Source organism: Microbacterium sp. KHB019 (assembly GCF_037285405.1).
Taxonomy (GTDB): Bacteria; Actinomycetota; Actinomycetes; order Actinomycetales; family Microbacteriaceae; genus Microbacterium.
Window position 1 is genome coordinate 177,141 of the sequence record NZ_JBBDHF010000002.1, and the last position, 18,767, is coordinate 195,907.

At 67.1% G+C, this 18,767-nt stretch carries 16 protein-coding genes; 10 read left to right on the forward strand and 6 right to left on the reverse strand.

What is annotated here, in order from left to right; translation table 11 throughout:
* Positions 1-23: 23 nt before the first annotated feature.
* From KHB019_RS07300 to KHB019_RS07315, 4 genes are all read right to left on the reverse strand, one after another.
* Positions 24-1,685 (reverse strand): class I adenylate-forming enzyme family protein, encoded by a 1,662-nt coding sequence (locus tag KHB019_RS07300; protein WP_337458510.1) that lies wholly within the window; start codon positions 1,683-1,685, stop codon positions 24-26.
* A 76-nt stretch (positions 1,686-1,761) separates the two neighbouring features.
* On the reverse strand, positions 1,762-2,223 hold the full coding sequence (locus tag KHB019_RS07305; RefSeq protein ID WP_337458511.1) for a MaoC/PaaZ C-terminal domain-containing protein: 462 nt from the start codon (positions 2,221-2,223) through the stop codon (positions 1,762-1,764).
* On the reverse strand, positions 2,220-2,864 hold the full coding sequence (locus KHB019_RS07310; RefSeq protein WP_337458512.1) for a carboxymuconolactone decarboxylase family protein: 645 nt from the start codon (positions 2,862-2,864) through the stop codon (positions 2,220-2,222). The genes KHB019_RS07305 and KHB019_RS07310 overlap by 4 nt, the downstream gene beginning before the upstream one ends.
* Before the next feature lies 1 nt (position 2,865).
* Positions 2,866-3,663, reverse strand: coding sequence for an enoyl-CoA hydratase/isomerase family protein (locus KHB019_RS07315; RefSeq protein ID WP_337458513.1), 798 nt, complete (start codon positions 3,661-3,663; stop codon positions 2,866-2,868).
* Positions 3,664-3,780: 117 nt separating this feature from the next.
* Here KHB019_RS07315 and KHB019_RS07320 point away from each other — a divergent pair, with 117 nt between their 5' ends.
* From KHB019_RS07320 to KHB019_RS07335, 4 genes are all read left to right on the forward strand, one after another.
* Positions 3,781-5,322, forward strand: a complete 1,542-nt coding sequence (locus tag KHB019_RS07320; protein WP_337458514.1) for a class I adenylate-forming enzyme family protein — start codon at positions 3,781-3,783, stop codon at positions 5,320-5,322.
* A 28-nt stretch (positions 5,323-5,350) separates the two neighbouring features.
* Positions 5,351-8,470 carry a carboxyl transferase domain-containing protein gene (locus KHB019_RS07325; RefSeq protein ID WP_337458515.1) on the forward strand — a complete coding sequence of 1,040 codons (3,120 nt, stop codon included), beginning with the start codon at positions 5,351-5,353 and terminating at the stop codon, positions 8,468-8,470.
* 83 nt (positions 8,471-8,553) lie between these two features.
* A complete protein-coding gene (locus KHB019_RS07330) occupies positions 8,554-9,060 on the forward strand; it encodes a nuclear transport factor 2 family protein (RefSeq protein WP_337458516.1) in 507 nt (168 codons plus the stop codon).
* 2 nt (positions 9,061-9,062) lie between these two features.
* On the forward strand, positions 9,063-9,839 hold the full coding sequence (locus tag KHB019_RS07335; protein ID WP_337458517.1) for an enoyl-CoA hydratase-related protein: 777 nt from the start codon (positions 9,063-9,065) through the stop codon (positions 9,837-9,839).
* Positions 9,840-9,911: 72 nt separating this feature from the next.
* Here KHB019_RS07335 and KHB019_RS07340 read toward each other — a convergent pair whose 3' ends face one another.
* Complete coding sequence (locus tag KHB019_RS07340; protein ID WP_337458518.1) at positions 9,912-10,673, reverse strand: SDR family oxidoreductase; 762 nt, start codon at positions 10,671-10,673, stop codon at positions 9,912-9,914.
* 6 nt (positions 10,674-10,679) lie between these two features.
* On the reverse strand, positions 10,680-12,656 hold the full coding sequence (locus tag KHB019_RS07345; protein ID WP_337458519.1) for a flavin-containing monooxygenase: 1,977 nt from the start codon (positions 12,654-12,656) through the stop codon (positions 10,680-10,682).
* A 181-nt stretch (positions 12,657-12,837) separates the two neighbouring features.
* On the opposite strand from KHB019_RS07345, the gene KHB019_RS07350 reads away from it, so the two are divergent.
* From KHB019_RS07350 to KHB019_RS07375, 6 genes are all read left to right on the forward strand, one after another.
* Positions 12,838-13,503: a TetR/AcrR family transcriptional regulator gene (locus tag KHB019_RS07350; RefSeq protein ID WP_337458520.1), complete on the forward strand. Its 666-nt coding sequence runs from the start codon at positions 12,838-12,840 to the stop codon at positions 13,501-13,503.
* 241 nt (positions 13,504-13,744) lie between these two features.
* Positions 13,745-14,968: an ABC transporter substrate-binding protein gene (locus KHB019_RS07355; protein ID WP_337458521.1), complete on the forward strand. Its 1,224-nt coding sequence runs from the start codon at positions 13,745-13,747 to the stop codon at positions 14,966-14,968.
* An 85-nt stretch (positions 14,969-15,053) separates the two neighbouring features.
* Positions 15,054-15,932, forward strand: coding sequence for a branched-chain amino acid ABC transporter permease (locus KHB019_RS07360; protein WP_337458522.1), 879 nt, complete (start codon positions 15,054-15,056; stop codon positions 15,930-15,932).
* Complete coding sequence (locus KHB019_RS07365; RefSeq protein ID WP_337458523.1) at positions 15,925-17,043, forward strand: branched-chain amino acid ABC transporter permease; 1,119 nt, start codon at positions 15,925-15,927, stop codon at positions 17,041-17,043. The genes KHB019_RS07360 and KHB019_RS07365 overlap by 8 nt, the downstream gene beginning before the upstream one ends.
* A complete protein-coding gene (locus tag KHB019_RS07370) occupies positions 17,040-17,849 on the forward strand; it encodes an ABC transporter ATP-binding protein (RefSeq protein ID WP_337458524.1) in 810 nt (269 codons plus the stop codon). The genes KHB019_RS07365 and KHB019_RS07370 overlap by 4 nt, the downstream gene beginning before the upstream one ends.
* On the forward strand, positions 17,839-18,666 hold the full coding sequence (locus KHB019_RS07375) for an ABC transporter ATP-binding protein (protein ID WP_337458525.1): 828 nt from the start codon (positions 17,839-17,841) through the stop codon (positions 18,664-18,666). Before KHB019_RS07370 ends, KHB019_RS07375 begins: the two co-directional genes overlap by 11 nt.
* Positions 18,667-18,767 lie beyond the last annotated feature (101 nt).

Sequence of the window (18,767 nt, forward strand, 5' to 3'; positions counted from 1 at the left end):
GACACCGCCGGGGGCCTCAGCCTTCAGACGTTCTGCATCGAGCGCTCAAGCGCTTCGCGGCGCAACGACACCTTGTCGACCTTCGTCGACGACATCGGCCACTCCGTCGATGTCTTGAAGAACACCGCACGCGGGACCTTGAAGCTCGAGATCTTCCCCCGGCAGTACTCGATGATCTCCTCGTCCGTGACCATCGCGCCTTCCACCAGCTCGACGAACGCGACCGGCACCTCGTCCAATCGGTCGTCCGGCCGGGCCACGACCTCGGCGAGGAGCACGGCGGGATGCGTGCACAGGAACGCCTCCACCTCGACGGCGGGGACGTTCTCGCCGCCGACCTTGAGCATGTCCTTCAGGCGACCCTCGTAGACGAGGTGTCCGTCCGCCTCACGGCGGAAGAGGTCGCCGGTGTGCAGCCAGCCCTCGGTGTCCACAGCCTCGGCCGTGCGCTCCGGATCCTTGAAGTACCCGACCATCATCGAGTACCCGCGAAGCAGCAGCTCGCCGAGCTCACCCGGTTCAGCATCAAGTCCGGTCTCCGGGTCGATCACGCGCGACTCCGTTCCGGACACGGCCTTGCCCGCGTTCGTGGCCCGCTGCTCGGCGGTGTCCTCGAGCGGGGACATGCAGTAGTACCCCGCCATCTCCGACATGCCCGACCCGTTGATGAGCGCCGCTTGCGGGAAGAGCCCCTGGACACGCCGCAACTCGCTGGGCGGCCCGACAAGGATGATGCTGGTCACGTGCGCGAGTGCGGCCGCGTCAAAGTCGGGATGGTTCAGCACGCCGTTCATCGTGGCCATGAACCACGGCCAGATCGAGGTCGCACGGTAGCGCGTGATCTGGGCGATCGCGCGATCGCCGTCGAAGAACACGTCGGTGAGGAACGTGGCGCCCTGGGCGATGCTCGACAGGAACGACTGCATCGAGGCGATGTGGAAGAGCGGGAGCGGGCACCAGATGGCCCGATCCTCCAGCGGTTCGACGAACGGGATGTTCTCGGCTGCTCGTCCGACCGACCCGCGGGTGATCGACTCGTGCGTGATAAGGCACCCCTTCGGGTGGGCCGTCGTGCCGGAGGTGTAGAGGATCATCGCGATGTCACGGACGCGGATGCGTTCGCGGCGACGCCACACTTCGTCAGTCTCGACCGTCCGACCGGCTGCGGCGAACTCCTGCGCGCCGACGAATCCGGCGCTGCTCTCGCCGCGGAGCATGACGATGTGGCGCAGGTGTTCGGCTTCGGGGAGCTCGAGCGGCTCTCCGCGCCGTTCGGAGCCCTTGATCGAGGGGAACCCGTCGGTCAGGATCGCGCGGAAGTCCGTCCGACCGGCGATGCTGTCGGTCGTCAGCAGCACCGCGATCTCGGCGTGGTCGACGACGTAGGAGAGTTCGGCGCTGCGAAAACGCGCATTGAGCGGCACCAGGACGGCGCCGACCAGTGCCGCGGCGAAGTAGCCCTCGACGAACTCCGGCGAGTTGGGCATCAGCAGTCCGACATGGTCACCGGGACGGATCCCGAGGGCGATGAGTCCTCGCGCCGTCTCGACGGCGGAATCCAGCAGTTCCCGATAGGTGTATTCGCGATCCGGGAAGGCCAGCGCGACGCGGTCCGGATGGCGCAGCGCTGAGCGCACGAGCAGATCGCCCAGAGGCAGCGACTCCGTGAAGACCCCACTTGACATTTGCTACTCCTCATCATCGTGGAGGCGGCTAGTACGACATCGTCGTCGTGCAAACACGATACCCCATCGTCAACAACTATGTTGAACCAAGGAGCGAAGTGCGATCCCACATGTACACCTGCGGGTGGATCCGGAGCACCAGATCGCCCTCGTCGTCGACGAGAGTCCCCGTCTTGTGGACGACGCTCCGGCCGTCTCCGCGGGGGACGATGCGATCGATGCGGACAAATGCCCGGAGGGTGGTTCCGGCGAACACGGGCTTGGGGAATTCGAGCTCATGGATCCTCCGGCCCGCGATGATCTGCCACCCGCGGTAGACATTGAGCACCGTGAGCCGCTGGTAGATCCCGAAGCTGTGGATGCCGCTCGCGATGAGGCCGCCGAACGGGCTCGCCGCCGCCGCCGCGAGATCGGTGTGCATCGGGAGCGGATCCCAGCGGCGCGCGAAATCGATGATCTCCTCATCGCTCACGTGATGGCTCCCCGCCTCGTAGGGGACGTCGAGGATGAGGTCGTCCGCGAAGACGGGATCGATCACCGTACACCGACCATCGGCGGCGATGCCGCGGCGATCCGCATCGCATGCTCGATGGCGAGACGGCCGGCTCCGAGTTTCAGCGAATTGCGCAGGTGCATACGCATCCCCGGGATGTACTGGTGCGCCGGGCACGCGTCAGCCACCATGCCGATGAGCTCCTTCGTGAGCAGGGGCACTTCGCGGGTGCGGAAGGGCGCGCCCACGTAGTCGAGGAACGCCTCGAACCCCGTCGGCGAGAGCCACAGCAGCGCCTCGAGGAACCCCGGGATCTCCTCGTGCATCGTGTCCCAGAAGGACGCGTCGCCGATTCGCCGATCCCAGATCTCCTGCCGCTCCGGATCGAAGGGTCCGCGTCCGCCGGGCGGCGCGGTGAGAGCGGCAAGCGATCTCGCGTTGTCGAAGTAGGCGTGCGAGCCCATTCCCGACACGAGCGTGATGATCTCCTGGATCTGCGCCGGGGTGACCCCCGACGCGAGAGCCCGCTCCATCCGCTCGCGGGAGCCCTCGGAGTCCAGAGCCATGGGCGACGCGTACAGCGCGAGATCGATCAGCGTCGCCTGCGCACCTTCGAGCTCCTCACCGTCGGGCGCATCCTGGAGCAGGCGTGCGACCTCAGCCCGGATCAGTTCTTCGTCGTACATCTCAGGCGTTCTCGAATCGGGGCGTGCGCTTCTCGCGGAAGGCGGAAACCGCCTCTGCCATGTCGGAGGTGCGGGTGGCGAGCACCTGCGTGCGGTTCTCGACCGCGAGCGCCGCCTCCAGCGACGTCGGGGCCGAGGCGAGGATCTGTTTGGTCATCCGCATGCCGAACGGACTGTTGGCGCGGATGGCGGCGGCGACCTCGATCGCCCGATCCAACTGCGCCCCGTCGTCCACGACGTCCGAGACGAGGCCGATCGCGAGGGCTTCATCGGACGGCACGAACCGTCCCGTCAGGAGGATCTCCGCGGCGCGGCCGTGTCCCACGATGCGGGGCAGGAACCAGGACGCGCCGCAGTCGCCCGCCGACAGGCCGACACGGACGAACGCCGCGTTGAACCGCGCCGACCGCGACACGATCCGGATGTCGGCCGCAAGCGCGAGGGCGAACCCAGCTCCTGCCGCCGGCCCCGAGATCGCAGCGATGACGGGGACCGACAACCGGTGGAACCCGACGATCGAGGCGGCCCACCTCTCCTGGGTGGCGAGGAAGTCCACCGCGGTCATCCCCGGCAGCCGTTCGGCGAGGTCGAGGTCCAGCCCGGCGCAGAAGCCGCGCCCCGCACCGGTGAGGATGAGCGCGCGAACCGACGAGTCTTCGGCGAGCTCGGCCTGGAGGCGCGCCAGGTCGCGGAAGAGCCCATCGGTCAGGGCATTGAGTTTGTCCGGCCGATTGAGGGTCGCGACGACGATTCCGTCGTCGCGACGATCCACGGTCAGTTCGACATCGATGTCGGTCATGGCAGCTCGATCCGATCTGCTCGGTCCCCCGAACGCATCCGGGCGAGAACGAGTCAATTGTACGTCAGGTATCAACACCATAGTTGACCAGACCCTGGCTGCGCGCGTAATGTCCGAATGGATATGAACGCAGTCACCGCTGACACCGCCTCCGGGCGCACCCTCTGGAACCTGGCCGAGCACTGGTCGTCGACACGGTCGCTCGAGACCTTCCTGACCTTCGCGACGCCCGAAGGCTCGGCTTCCCAGCTCACTTGGCAGCGCTTCGTCGAGGAATGCGCCCTCCTGCGCGAGAGGCTCGCCGCGATCGGCGTCGGCCAGCAGCGCACCGTCGTGATGGCGCTGCCGAACTCGCCGACCGCCGTCGAGCTGTGGCTCGCCACGATCGCCAATGGAGCAGTCATCCAGGCGATCGACGCCGACTCCGGCGCCATCGTGTTCGAGCGGTCCCTGCGCTCCACCGACCCGGTCGCGGTGCTCGCGGCGCCCGAGAACGCTGAGGCGGCGCGCACCGCGCTGTCTGCGGTCGAGAGCTCCGCGCATCTCCTCGTGATCGACGACGGGGTCATCGCGGGGCTCGGCACGGCACGAGCGACCCCGGGCGAGAGCACGCCGGAATCCCTCGCAGGGATGCTGCCGACCTCGGGGACATCCGGGGCGCCGAAGCTCGTCGAGCTCACCAACCGGAACTATGTCATGGCGGGCGAGCGGCTCGCCAGGAACAGCGGGTTCCTCACGAGCGACCGGCACTTCCTCTGCACGCCTTTTTTCCACACCAACGGTCAGCTGTACCTCGTCGTCCCGCCATTCATCACCGGCGGATCGCTGGCGCTCGTGCCGAAGTTCAGCGCGAGCGGATATTTCCGGTCGGCCCGGGAACTCGGGGCGACGGTGAGCTCGATGGTCGCGCCGCCGATGCGGATGGCGCTCCGGCGGGCCGCCGAGTCCGGCGAGACGGTCGATCCCGGCGACCTCCGCCTCATCCAATACGGCATGACGATGAGCGCGGCGGACTGGGCCGACTGGGATCGACTGGTCCCGCAGATCGCCATGCGGCAGATATACGGCCAGACGGAGTCGGTCACCGGCGTTCTCGGCGGTTCACCGTGGGAGGCCGACGACCGCGTGACGATCGGGCGGCCCTTCATCGGTGTGCCGGCCGTGCGGCTCGTCGGCGACGACGGCGCGGACGTCCCGGACGGCGAGCCCGGCGAGCTCTGGGTCGAGGGGACTCCGGGCTCCACGCTCATGCGCGGTTACCACGACGCGCCCGAGGCGACGGCGAAGTCACTGGTCGACGGTCGCTGGTTGCGCACGGGGGACGTCATGGTGCGCCATCCCGACGGGAGATTCGAATTCCGCGGTCGCCAGCTCCACATCATCCGGCGCGGCGGCGAGAACCTCTCGACATACGCACTGGAGATCGACCTGCAGGCGTGTCCGCTGGTCGCCGACGTCGCCGTCACCGCCCGCGAGGACGACGTCCTGGATGCGACGGTCGTCGCGCACGTCATCCCCGGCGAGGGATACAGCGAGGACGCCTTCTTGCGCTGGTGTCGCGACAACCTCGGCAAGCGCGGGGTTCCAGACCACATCCGCGAGCACGCCGACTTCCCGCGCACTCCGAGCGGCCGCGTCATCGCACGGGAGCTCGGATGAGGCACCCCGATCACGTAGCGGGCATCGCGTGAGCGGCGTCCTCATCGCCAATCGTGGCGAGGTCGCCCTGCGCATCATCCGCGCGTGCGCTGCCGTCGGCCTGCGCTCGATCACGACGTACACCGCAGACGAGCGCGACTCGGTTCCCGCGCGCGCGGCGGACCATGCCGTCCTGCTGCCAGGCGAGGGGCCCGCGGCGTACCTCGACGTTCATGCGCTCGTTGCCGCCGCTCGGGACGTCGACGCCGACTTCGTCCATCCCGGGTACGGATTCCTGAGCGAGAACGCCGAGTTCGCCCGCGCACTCTCCGTGGCCGGGATCGCGTTCGTCGGACCCGACGCCGAGACCCTGTCACTGTTCGGCGACAAGATACGCGCGATCGAGCTCGCGCGCGGGCTCGGGGTGCCCGTCCTCGCAGACAGCGGTCCGATCCGATCGTTCGCCGACGCGGAGCGTTTCCTCGCCGCCCATCCCGGGCCCGTCATCGTGAAGGCCGCAGCGGGCGGCGGTGGCCGCGGCATCCGCGTGGTCCGCGATCCGGCGCAGCTGGAAGACCTGCTGGCGCGCGCGGCATCCGAGGCCGAGAACGGTTTCGGCGACGACACCGTCTACATCGAGTCGTACATTCCCCGAGCGCGGCACATCGAGGTGCAGATCGTGGGCGACGGCCACGACGTGCGCGACCTCGGTACGCGCGATTGCAGCATCCAGCGGCGCCATCAGAAGGTGCTCGAGTTCGCGCCCGCTCCCGACCTGCCAGCCAAGACGGAGGCCGCGATGACCTCGGCCGCCCTGGAGATCGCACGCGCGGTCGGATACCGTGGGCTCGGCACTGTCGAGTTCCTGCTGTCCGTGGACACCGGCAGCTTCTCCTTCATGGAGCTCAATCCGCGGCTCCAGGTCGAGCACGGGGTGACAGAGCTGGTGACCGGCACCGACCTGGTAGCGCTGCAACTGCGTCTCGCCCGCGGCGAGCAGTTGGACGAGCTCGGCGTCACCAGGTCGCCCGAGATCCGCGGAGTGGCGGCTGAGGCGCGCATCGCGTCAGGCAGCGGGACCCTCGTGCGGTTCCGCCCTCCCGAGGGCCCGCGCATCGACACCTCCGCCGAGGAGGGCGCCGCGATCGTCCCCGGATTCGACCCCCTCCTCGCGAAGGTGCTGGTCACCGCGAGCCGGTGGTCGGATGCCGTGTCCGGGCTGCGGGACGCGGTGTCGCGGTTCGAGATCGACGGCGTGGAGACGAATGTCGACGAGGTGATGCGTCTCCTCGATGACCCCCGCGTGTCGGAACGGCGGCTCACGACCTCGCTCGCCGACGATCTCGCCGTCGTGGCACCCGCATCCTCCCCCGCCGCGCCAGAGCTCCGAGCGGCCACCGCCGGCACGGTCATCGAGGTGCCCGGGCGCGTCGGCGACGTCGTGCGGGCCGGTGCGGTCGTCGTCGTGGTCGAGGCGATGAAGATGCAGCACGAGGTCGCTGCATCCGGCGCTGCGCGGATCGAGGCGATCGATGTCGTCGTAGGCGACCGGGTCGAGGCGGGTCAGCTGCTCGGGGTCCTCGTGCGCGCGGAGGCGCACGAGGTGGAGGACGCCGTGACGGTCGCGCGCGCGACGCAGGGCGAGCGCGACGACCTGCGCGACAACCACGCGAGGCACGAACGCACGTTGGACGCGGCCCGGCCCGACGCGGTCGACCGTCGTCACGCCGCCGGTAAGCGCACGGCGCGCGAGAACGTCGCCGACCTGTTCGACGGAGAGTTCGTCGAGCACGGCGCGCTGGTCATCGCTGCGCAACGGCGACGACGCAGTCTCGAGGATCTCGAGCAGAACACGCCTGCAGACGGCGTCGTCGCCGGTTTCGGGGACATCGAGCACGTGGGGCAGACGGCAGTCCTGGCCTACGACTACTCCGTGCTCGCCGGCACCCAGGGCATCCAGAGCCACAAGAAGTCGGAGCGGCTCTTCGAGCTCGCACGACGGCGCGGGACTCCCGTAGTCGTCTATGCCGAGGGCGGGGGTGGCAGGCCCGGCGACACCGACAACGACGCCAAGGCGACCGGAATGGACCTCGGGACGTTCGTGGCGTACGGCCGACTGAGCGGCGTGGTGCCCACGGTGGCGATCGCGTCGGGCCGGTGCTTCGCCGGGACCGCGGCCCTCGTCGGCGCCAGCGACCTGGTCATCGCGACCCTCGATGCGAACATCGGCATGGGCGGTCCGGCGATGATCGAGGGAGCGGGGCTCGGCCGGGTCACGGCCGAGGAGATCGGCCCCGCACGCACCCAGTATGCGAACGGCTCGGTCGACGTCCTGGTGGCCGACGAGGCCGAGGCCACCGCCGTCGCCCGCCGCTACCTGTCCTACTTCTCGGGCGCACGAACCGCGTGGTCCGCTCCGGACCAGACCCTCCTCCGCGACATCGTTCCTGAGAACAGGGCGCGCGTGTTCGACATGCGCAGCATCATTCGGACCCTCGCGGATTTCGACTCCGTGCTCGAGCTCCGGGCCGGATTCGCCCCGGGCGTCGTGACAGCGCTCGCCCGTATCGACGGGGCACCCGTGGGTATCGTCGCGAACGACGGCGCCCACCTGGGCGGGGCGATCGACGGCTCGGCTGCCGACAAGATGACACGGTTCCTCCGCCTGTGCGACGGGTACGGCATCCCGATCGTGACGCTGTGCGACACCCCGGGATTCCTCGTCGGCCCGGAGTCGGAGGACGCCGCCGCCGTCAGGCATATCGGGCGCCTCTTCGTGACCGCACCCAACCTGACCGTCCCGCTCTGCACGGTCGTCGTCCGGCGTGCATGGGGACTGGGCGGTCAGGCGATGGCCGGAGGGAGCTTCCGCGTCCCGGACGCGATCGTCGCCTGGCCGACCGCGGAGTTCGGCGCTATGGGCCCGGAGGGCGCCGTCCGGCTCGGATACCGCCGCGAGCTCGAAGCGATCGAGGATCCGGCGGAGCGGGAACAGGAATTCCGCCGCAGGGTGGACGAGTACGTCGCCGACGGCAAGGGGCATCGCGCCGCCTCGGTGTTCGAGATCGACGACGTGATCGATCCGGTGGACACCCGGACCTGGATAACTGCGTCCATCCGCCACGAGGGCGGCGCCCCACGCCGGCGCGGCCCCATCGACACCTGGTAACACACACGTTGACTGAGGCGTCAACACTCACGTAGACTGAACGTGTCGGCGATGCCGCCGACCCCTCGATGATTGAGAGAACCATGACGAACGTCACCGATGACAACCTGATCGCCACCGTGCAGAGACTCGTCGACGAGAACGAGATCCAGCGCGTACTCTTCGACTACGCGTTCCATCTCGACGCGGCCGACCCCGACAAGATGATCCCGCTGTTCACGCCGGACCTCTACATCGCCTACGGTCCTGAGCACGGAGCCGAAGGCGCCGAGGCGTACCTCGAGACGCTGTCCAACGAGAACACCGGCATCGCCGCGTTCTTCGCGGGCACCAGCCACCACGTGTCCAACGTCGTGATCGACTTCGTCGACGCCGACACCGCGAACGTGCGTTCCGTGCTGTACGCCTACCACAAGTACAACCGGGAGCGCCCCGACGGCATCGTCTACGGCCAGTACCACGACATCTTCGTGCGCACCCCCGAGGGGTGGAGGATCAAGCGCCGCGAGCTCAAGCACGCCGGCACCGAGACGTACCACGCCAAGGGCGCCGCACTGAACCCGATCCCGCGCAACAGCAAGCAGGCCTGAGGATGTCCGACGAACTCCTCTACGAGGTCAAGGACCACGTCGCCCACCTCACGCTCAATCGTCCGAAGGCCATGAACTCGATCTCGTTCTCGCTCGACCGGGAGCTCGCCGAGAAGTGGGACGAGATCGACGCGAACCCGGACATCTGGGTCGCCGTCCTGGGCGCGTCGGGTGAGCGGGCGTTCTGCGCCGGCGCCGACATCAGCGGCGGCACCGAGGCCAACCCGGAGCGCATGGCGCTGGGCGGCGGTCTCACCGGGATCGGCGGGCCCCTGCGCGTCCTCAAGAAGCCGCTCATCGCAGCCGTGCAGGGATACGCGCTGGGCGGCGGTTTCGAGCTCGCGATGTGCGCGGACATCATCGTCGCGGCCGACACCACCCAGTTCGGCCTCCCGGAGGTCAAAGCGGGCATCATCGGCGAGTCCGGCGTCATGCATCGCGCCATCCGACAGCTCCCCTACCGCGTGGCGATGTCGCTCATCCTTACGGGCGAGCGCATGCCGGCCGCGCAGGCCCTCCAGTACGGCCTCGTCAACGAAGTCGTCCCGTACGACGAGCTGGCGGATGCTGCGGCCCGTTGGGCGGCGAAGCTGACCGCCGCCTCGCCCCTCGCTCAGCAGGCGGCCAAGCATGCCGTCCTGTCGCGCCTCGGCGGACCGCTCGAGATCGCGCTCGCGACCAAGTACGAGCCGATCGAAGCGTATGCGAACTCGGCGGACGTCGCCGAGGGTCGTCTCGCCTTCCAGGAGAAGCGCGCTCCGCAGTGGAGCGGCCGCTGATCCGGCCGGTACCGCGAAAGGCGGGTGGATCCGAGATCCACCCGCCTTTCGCGGTCCGACACGCGGAGACGATCACACGATCGAGGGTTTGCCCGAGACGTTGAGGATCTGACCGGTGACGTAGCTGGCCTCCTCGCCGGCGAAGAACGACACGGCGTTGGCGACGTCGGCGGGGCGGCCCACTCGCTTGATCGCGTTCGACGCGATCCGCTCGGCGGCGATCTCCGCGTAGTCGACGCCGAGGCGCTCCGCGGTTCCCCGAGTCAGCTCGCTGTCGATGTGCCCCGGCGAGACGAGGTTGACGGTGATGCCGAAACGGCCGAGTTCCACCGCGAGAGTGCGGGTCATGCCCTGCAGCCCGGCCTTCGCTGCCGAGTAGTTCGTCTGCCCCCGCCATCCGGCAGACGACGTCGAGCCGATGAACACGATGCGCCCGTATCTCCGCTCGACCATCGGGCGCTGGGCGGCGCGGGCGGCGAAGAACGCACCGGTGAGGTGCGTGTTGACGACCGTGAACCACGCCTCGTCCGTCATCCGGTGGATGAGGGCATCACGGGTGACGCCGGCGTTGCTCACGAGGATGTCGAGTGATCCCCACTCCGAAACCACCCGCTCAACGGCGGACTCCATCTGATCGGCGCGGGTGACGTCCGCCACTACGGAGATCGCGCGCCCGCCCTCGTCCCGGATCGCCCGCGCCACTGCGTCGAGTTCGGGGACGCGGCGGGCGAGGAGCGCCACCGGGTGACCGTCGGCGGCCAGGCGGTGGGCGATCGCCGCACCAAGGCCCTGGGAGGCCCCCGTGACGAGCGCTACCCGTTCGGTTCCGGTCACCGTGTCCTACGCGCTCGCCTCGAGCGCTGCGCCCACGACCTCGGCACCGGACACGACGGTGCCGTCCCCGTAATGGAACGTGTAGTTCTCCAGGTCCGGCCTGCGCGTGAACTCCCAGTACTCGAGGTTCAGGAACGGCATCACGAAGATCACGCGCCCCTTCGAGTTGCGGTAGTAGGTGCTGAATCCGGGGTGGGTCCATACGGTGCGCTTGTGCACTTCGTCGACCAGTTCGTTGTAGGCCTCGGTGATGTCGCCACGCGCGTCGATCGCCGTGACGCCGAGATCGAACATCCCGGCAACGAGATCGCGGAGATACCGGCCCTGGACCTCCATGAAGTACATGAAGCTCCCGCTGCCGGGGAACGAGTGCGGACCGCCGAGCATGAAGAAGTTCGGGAACTCGGGGATCGAGACTCCGAGGTAGGCTCGCGGGTCGTCGCCTTCCCAGGCCTCGCGCAGTCGCACGCCACCCGTCCCGATCACGTCATACGAGTCCAGGAACTGCGAGGCCTCGAAACCGGTCGCCCAGATGATGACGTCCACGGGGTGGACCTCACCCGAGCTGGTTCGCGGGCCGTCGGGCGTCACCTCCTGCACGCCCTCCGTGACGAGGGACACGTTCGGGCGCTTGAGCGCCTGGTACCAGCCGTTGTCCAGCAGGATGCGCTTGCCGAAAGGCGGGTAGTCCGGCAGCACCTTGGGCAGGAGATCCTGCCGGTCGCCGAGCTGCTCCTCGATGTAACGCGTGAACATCTTGCGATGGGCGTCGTTGCGGGCGTTCACCGATCGGTCGGGATGCGTCCACTCCGGATCGACGCGGAGCGCCTCGATCACCTTGTCGCCGAAGTTCCAGAACAGCCGCGTCCAGTACCACGAGCGGTAGAGGCGGATGGTGAGGAGCTTCCGGTCCGCCGTGGGCAACTCTTTGCCGAATTGCTCGAACGGCGCCACCCATTGCGGCGATCGCTGGATGATCGTCAGGTGCTCGACCTGGCCCGCGATACGGGGCGTGATCTGCATCGAGCTGGCCCCCGCGCCGACGATCGCGACCCGCCTGCCGGTGAGGTCGAGTCCCTCGGGCCACTGCGCGGAGTGGAACTGCAACCCCGTGAAGTCGTCCATTCCAGGAATCTGGGGCAGTCGCGGCTTGTTGAGCGAGCCGACAGCGCTGATGACCATGTCAGCGGTGTGAGTGGTCTCGGTGCCGTCGGGGTTGCGCACGATGACGTTCCACACGAGGCTCACGTCGTCGAATGTGGCGCTCAGCACAGTCGTCCCGAATTTCACGCGGTCCCGGATCGCGAGCTCGTCCAGCGCGTCCACGAAATACTGGTGGAGCTCACCCTGGAGCTCGAAGTGCTTACGCCAGTCGCGATCGAGGAACGAGAACGAGTAGAGATGGCTCGGGGTGTCGACGCCCGCGCCGGGATACGTGTTGCTGAACCAGACTCCGCCCGCTTCCGGATTCCGCTCGAAGATCTGGTAGTCCAGACCCATCTCGTTGAGGTAGTGCGCGCCGACGATCCCGGCGATGCCGAGACCGATGACGATGACGCGGAATCCCTCGGGGGCGTTCTCGAGGAGCTCGGTGTCCGGTCCGTCGTTCGGGGCCGATCGCCGCGTCAGCTCGCCCTGGATCATCGGGCCGTAGCGCGGGTCGACATGCTCGCCGAGGAAGAAGGTGACCAGCTCGACAGTCTCATCCGCCGTGAGGGTCGGAAGAGCGGCCTTCTCGCCCGCCTGCAGGCTGCGGATGACCGGGATGGCCGCTTCACGGATCTCCGCTTGCACGTCCTCCGGCAGGCCGCCGGACTCGTGGGTCCCGAGGCCTTTGCCACGCGTCGGCCGGTATCGTTCCCCGAGCCACTTCCGGTCGCCGGTGAACTGATACACGGTCATCAGCAGCGCGGGGACATTGGCGCCCGCGACGGCGTCCTTCACTTCTTGCTCGTCCAGTGTCGAGTTGCCGGCATCCTTCACGTGAGCACTCCTTCGATGCGATGCCCCGTCGGCGAAGACGGGAGGGCGCCGTTCAGCCAACGACACCGTTGACTCACCATGTAATCACCACTGACCACGGCTGTCAACGCGAAGGTTGACTAGCGACGGCGACAAGTCGGCCCGGACGGCTTGCCTATACTTGGTCCAGAGAGGTGGTTCCATGGCTCAGCCCACGAACAGTCGAATCGCTCAGAGGCGCAGCGCGGCGCTCCTCGAGGGCGGAGCGGATTACAGCGCGAAGCGCGCAGAATTGATCCGGGCCGCGGCAGACGTCTTCCGCGAGAAGGGGTACGCCGCCTCGACGCTCAATGACATCGCCGCGGTGTTCGGCACCGACCGCGCGTCGCTCTATTACTACGTCGGCAGCAAGGAAGAGCTGTTCCAGGCGTGCATTGCGGACGCGGTGCGCACCAACATCGAGCGCGCCGGGGAGATCGTCGCCGAACCCCTGACGGCGCGGGAGAAACTCGAGCAGCTGATCGCCCTCATCATCCACTCCCAGGTCGAGCACTACCCCTACATGTACGTGTACATCCAGGAGGACATGCGGCAGGTCGCGTCTCAGGACGCCCTCTGGGCGCAGGAGATGGTCGAGCAGACCCATCAACTTGAGAAACAGTTTCTCGACGTCATCGCCGAGGGCGTCGCGGACGGCAGCTTCCGCTCCGATCTGTCCAACACCCTCATCGCGAACAGCCTGTTCGGCATGACGCAGTGGACCCACCGCTGGTTCGTCCCAGGGAAGAGCAAGTACGATCCAGAGGATCTGATCCGGATCTTCTCGACGATCCTCTTCCAGGGAATCGACAACCACCCGGCCGACTGATCCGAAGAGTTCTTCACGACTGGCGCCTCGTCTTCTGGCGCCTCATCTTCCGGAACCGGAACGTCGTCTTTCCTGGATCTCTTCATTCCGACGCCCGGACGTGGTCGGTGTGACGAATTCATAACACTCTGGTCGTCAACGTCAACATAGTGGTTGACAGCGTCGAGATCGGGTGTCAATCTCATGTGACAGCCAGCGCGGGTAGCAGAGTCGCCCCGTGCGTTGAATCACAGGAGATGCAATGAGGCGTAATCCAGCATTCACGACCGGCGTCGGCGCGATCGCCGTCGCGACCCTCTTCTCGCTCGCCGCTTGTTCCGGCGACAGTGGCGGAGGGACGGCCTCCGACGGAGGCGACAAGGACCCGTATGTGATCGGGTACAACGACGACCTGAGCGGTCCGATCTCGTTCGCCGGTCTGACCAACCTCGCTGGTGTCGAGACCTACATCGACTACATCAATGACCAGGGCGGCGTGAATGGCCATCAGATCGATCTGGTCAAGCTCGACTCCCGGGCCGACGGTGCCACGTCAGTTTCAAACTACAAGCAGCTCGTCGAGGATGAGGGTGCTCTCGTGGTCCTGGGCAACTCGGCATCGTCGGCGTACGCGGCCACCGGTCCTCTCGGCGAGCAGTACGAAGTCCCCATGATCGGGTTCGGAAACGCGGACGACTTCTTCACGACGTATTACCCGTGGCTGTTCAAGAACGGGCTCGTCGGAACCCAACAGGCCGAACTCCTCGCCCAGACGGTCGAACAGGTGCGCGACGATGTGGACGGTCTGAAGGTCGGCATCCTCGCGTCCGACACCGCGAGCGGCCCTGTCCACATCGACGCGGTGAACGAGATCGCCAAGGAGCACGGCTGGGAAGTCGTCGAGACGCAACTCGTCGCGATCGGCGCGACGGACTGCACCGCGCAGGCCGCGAAGCTCGCCGCGTCGGGTGCCGACATCATCATGTCGAACGTGACGAGCGTCGGCGAGGACATCATCTGCTTTCAGCAGCTCGAGCAGCGCGGCTTCGCCGGTCAGGTGTTCAACACCGTCTCCAGCGCGACCGAGAACACATACGCGACGCTGAAGAGCCCGAACTGGATCGGCCTGCGCAACTTCAGTTGGTGGGAGGACGACAGCGTCCCAGGCATCGTGGACATGGCGAGCCGCGCCGAGCAGTTCGGCACAGCCAGTCAACTCGGGGCCTACTCGACGGACGGCTACATCGCGGCAATCCTCGCGGTAACCGCGCTGAACGCGTGCGGCGACGACTGCACCGGCACCGCGGTCCGGGACGCCCTTGAGGGCCTGACAGACGTCGACACCGGCGACATCGCCGGCCCCGGCCTCGGATTCACCACGGGGGATCTGGGTCACACGACCCCGCAGTCGCGTGCGTACCGGTGGGATGACGCCGAGGGCAAGTCCGTACCCGTCACCGACTGGCTCACCGTCCCCGGCCGCTGATCGACGAATCCTCGGGTGCGGGCCATGTCGGTCCGCACCTGAGGACTTCTTCCCGAATTCCGTAGTCGAAAGAGGCGTGCCCTTGATGAACATCTCCCTCCTTCCCGACGTGATCGCTGGGTCGATCGTGCTCGCCGGGATCTATCTCCTGATCGCCCTGTCGTGGGTGATCATCTACCGGGCGTCGAAGCTCTGGAACTTCGCAACGGGCCAGTTTCTCGTCCTCGCAGGGTTCATGGCCGCCACTCTTATCGCGTGGGGCGTCAACTATTGGGTGGCGTCACTGGTCGTCGTCGTCGTCATGGCGGCGTGCGGCGTGCTGATGTATCGGTTCCTGCTACGGCCCCTCACCGGCCAGGAGATGTACGCGCCGTTCATCGTCACTCTCGGTGTCGGCATCGTCATCCAGGGTCTGATCCCCATGATCTGGGGACCCAATAACCTGCCGCTGCCCGCACCGTTCCCCTCGGCGACGCTCGGGCTGCCGTTCGGCATCACGCTGACCGTCAACGACCTCATCATCCCGATCCTGGCCTTCACCGTGTGGGTCGGCCTGCTCGCATTCCTGCGTTGGACCAAAGTGGGTGGGCAGATGCGTGCCGCCAACGAGAGCACGATCCTGGCAAGCCAGAGCGGAATGAACGTCTGGCTTCTGTTCGGACTTGCATTCGCAATCGCCTTCGGGGCCCTCGCGCTCGCGGGCATCGCCAGCGGACAGCGTTCGCTCGTCGCTCTCTCCGCCATTCCGCTCGGGTTGAAGGGTCTCGTCCCAGCGATGCTGGGCGGGCTCAGCAGCGTGGGCGGTGCCGCAGTCGGCGCGCTCATCGTCGCGATCGTCGAGAGCATGGTCGTGCTCTATCTCGGCGCGGACTGGAGCAACCTGGTGGTCTTCGCGATCCTGCTCGTGGTCCTCGCACTGAGACCGCAGGGACTCTTCGGTCGAGCGGAGGCTGCCCGTGTCTAACATCCGCAGCACCCTTCCTCAGGTCGAGATCCGGCCGTCCGACGCACGGGCGTCTGGCTGGTTCGGACCGGGCCGGCGCGCGCGCCTCATCGGATTCGCCGTGCTCGCCGTGGTCGTCGTGCTCTACCCACTCCTGGCACCCGCCAGCCGATGGATCGACGCCGCCAATATGGTGATGATCGCCGCCGTCGGCGCGATCGCGCTCAACATCCTGATCGGCGTGGCCGGGCAGTTCTCGATGGGGTCGGCTGCATTCATGGCGATCGGCTCGTTCACCGCTTCCATCATCACGACGCAGTTCGTCGAGCTTCCTTTTCTCCTCACGCTCTTGGTCGGCGCTGTCGCGGGCGGCATCGCCGCGGTGTTCGTCGGCTTCATCGCCCTCCGCATCCGCGGCTTCTACCTGGCGCTCGCGACCATCGCGCTTCACTACATCGTGATCTTCGTGTTCCAGCGGATTCAAGAGGGCACAGTCGGGATCACCGGATATCTGATGCCGTCCGCGGACGTCTTCGGATTCGGTCTAGTGCGGGCGACCGACTGGTATCCCGTCCTCGTGGTGATCCTCACGCTGATCGCCATCGGCGCGCACAACCTGATGCGTGGGCGGACCGGCCGGTCATTCCGGGCTGTCAAGGACCGCGACATCGCTGCCGCCATCCTCGGGGTGAACGTCACACGGACGAAGATGATCGCGTTCATCGTGACGTCGATGATCATCGGATTCCAGGGATCGCTATTCGCCTACTACGTCGGGGTGGTCACATACGAAGCGTTCCACCTAGACGTGGCGGTGCAGTACATCGCAATGATCATGATCGGTGGGATCGCGACCGTGAGCGGTTCGATCCTCGGCGCGATCTTCGTCATCGCACTCCCATATATCGTCGAGGCGATCGTCCCTGCGCTCCCCTCCTGGTTCCCGTTCTCCGACCTCATTGAGCGCAACCTGTTCTCAGTCCAGCTGGTGATCTACGGCCTCGTGATCATCATCTTCATCCTCCGAGTGCCACGAGGCATGTCGTACGGATTTGCGCGGCTCGGCCGCTCGATCGCCGCGCTCGCGCGTCGGACGATCACGAAGTCCCCCACCCAAGGAGGCGCACGATGACCGAGCCCATCCTGAGACTCGAAGGCGTGCAGGTCTCGTACCGCGGCGCCGGCCTCGGCGTTCAGGGGTTGGACCTCGAGGTGGCTCCCGGCGAGATCGTCGCCATGCTCGGCGCGAATGGCGCCGGCAAGACCACCACGTTGCGCGCGGTGAGCGGCTTCCTGCCCGGCGAGGTCGCACGACTCAGCGCGGGGAAGGTGTACTTCAAGGGGCGCAGTGTCGGACACCAGGCACCGCACAAGCGCACGCGCGCGGGAATGGGGATCGTGCCGGAGCGGGAGAAGGTGTTCCGTCTGCTCACCGTCGAGGAGAACCTCAAGGTGTGCGCGAGCTCGCGTCGCGGTCACGACGCCGCCCAGACAATGGCGCTCATCTACGAACTGTTCCCGCCGCTGCACGAGCGCCGCGGAGTGTCGGCGGGATTCCTGAGCGGTGGAGAGAGGCAGATGCTCGCGATCGGCCGTGCACTCATGACCGGTCCGGACCTGCTGCTGGCCGACGAAATCTCCCTGGGAATCGCTCCCGGGCTGGTCGTGCAGTTGCTGGACACGCTGCGCCGGATCAACCAGGAGCAGAACACCGCGATCCTCCTTGTGGAGCAGAATGCCGCCGCAGCTCTGCGCGTCGCCGACCGGGCGTATGTGCTCGAGCACGGCCGGGTGGTCCTGGACGGCACGCCCAAGGAGCTCCTGGGTCGCGAGGACTTCTTCTCCGCCTATTTTGGCCTGACCGAGGAGTCGGCCGAGGTCGGAGACGCACCACTGACGTCGAGCCCTTACCCGGAAGGAGCATCGCATGAGCTCTGAGATCATCAACGGACCGAAGACGCTCCTGTCGATCGAGGGCGTCGACCTCTGGTTCGGCGGCACGCACGCACTCGACGACGTCACGTTCGACGTTCGACGCGGAGAGGTCTTCGGGATCATCGGCCCCAACGGCGCAGGGAAGAGCAGCCTGCTCAACTGCGTGAACGGCTACTACAAGCCCAAGAGCGGCCGCATCCTATTCAAGGATCGCGACCTCACGTCCGTGCGCCCGCACCAGGTCGCCCGCCTCGGTGTGGGACGCACGTTCCAGAACATCGAGCTCTCCCCCGAGGCGACCGTCATCGGCAACGTGATGCTCGGGCGTCACCTCAAGATCCGCAGCAACGCATTCACCGAGATGCTCCACCTCCCCGGTGCCGCCCGCCAGGAGCGGACGAGCCGGGAGTACTGCGAGGGGATCCTCGACCTCCTCGGTCTCGGGGAGTTCCGCGATCATCCGGTATCGGATCTGCCCTACGGGCGTCAGAAGCTCGTGGAGCTCGCCCGCGCACTCGTCACCGAGCCCGACCTGCTGCTGCTGGACGAGCCGACCGCCGGGATGACGGGCGAAGAGCGTGCCGACGTCGGCAGGCAGCTGCGCAAGATCTCGGCGTCGACCGATGTCACGCTCGTGCTCATCGAGCACGACACCGGCTTCATACGCGGCATCACGGATCGGGTGGCCGTGCTGGACTTCGGCAAGCTCATCGCCCTGGGAACGCCCGACGAAGTGCTCGAGAACCCCCGGGTCGTCGAGGCGTACCTCGGCGCGTCAGGGAACCTGGTCGAGACTCTGATGGAGTCGCTCTCCGACTGACCGAGCGCGGCTCGGGCACGCCGACTATGCGTCTACGTTTGTGTTGACAGTTCACGCCAGCGTTGACCAAAATGGTGGAGGGACACCGGTCGTGCGTTGAT

What these genes read in the sequence shown, in the direction of transcription:
- KHB019_RS07375 (WP_337458525.1), top strand. Translation starts at nt 17,839, where the DNA reads ATGAGCTCTGAGATCATCAACGGACCGAAGACGCTCCTGTCGATCGAG.
- KHB019_RS07350 (WP_337458520.1), top strand. Translation starts at nt 12,838, where the DNA reads ATGGCTCAGCCCACGAACAGTCGAATCGCTCAGAGGCGCAGCGCGGCG.
- KHB019_RS07320 (WP_337458514.1), top strand. Translation starts at nt 3,781, where the DNA reads ATGGATATGAACGCAGTCACCGCTGACACCGCCTCCGGGCGCACCCTC.
- KHB019_RS07330 (WP_337458516.1), top strand. Translation starts at nt 8,554, where the DNA reads ATGACGAACGTCACCGATGACAACCTGATCGCCACCGTGCAGAGACTC.
- KHB019_RS07355 (WP_337458521.1), top strand. Translation starts at nt 13,745, where the DNA reads ATGAGGCGTAATCCAGCATTCACGACCGGCGTCGGCGCGATCGCCGTC.
- KHB019_RS07315 (WP_337458513.1), bottom strand. Translation starts at nt 3,663, where the DNA reads ATGACCGACATCGATGTCGAACTGACCGTGGATCGTCGCGACGACGGA.
- KHB019_RS07300 (WP_337458510.1), bottom strand. Translation starts at nt 1,685, where the DNA reads ATGTCAAGTGGGGTCTTCACGGAGTCGCTGCCTCTGGGCGATCTGCTC.
- KHB019_RS07310 (WP_337458512.1), bottom strand. Translation starts at nt 2,864, where the DNA reads ATGTACGACGAAGAACTGATCCGGGCTGAGGTCGCACGCCTGCTCCAG.
- KHB019_RS07360 (WP_337458522.1), top strand. Translation starts at nt 15,054, where the DNA reads ATGAACATCTCCCTCCTTCCCGACGTGATCGCTGGGTCGATCGTGCTC.
- KHB019_RS07370 (WP_337458524.1), top strand. Translation starts at nt 17,040, where the DNA reads ATGACCGAGCCCATCCTGAGACTCGAAGGCGTGCAGGTCTCGTACCGC.
- KHB019_RS07335 (WP_337458517.1), top strand. Translation starts at nt 9,063, where the DNA reads ATGTCCGACGAACTCCTCTACGAGGTCAAGGACCACGTCGCCCACCTC.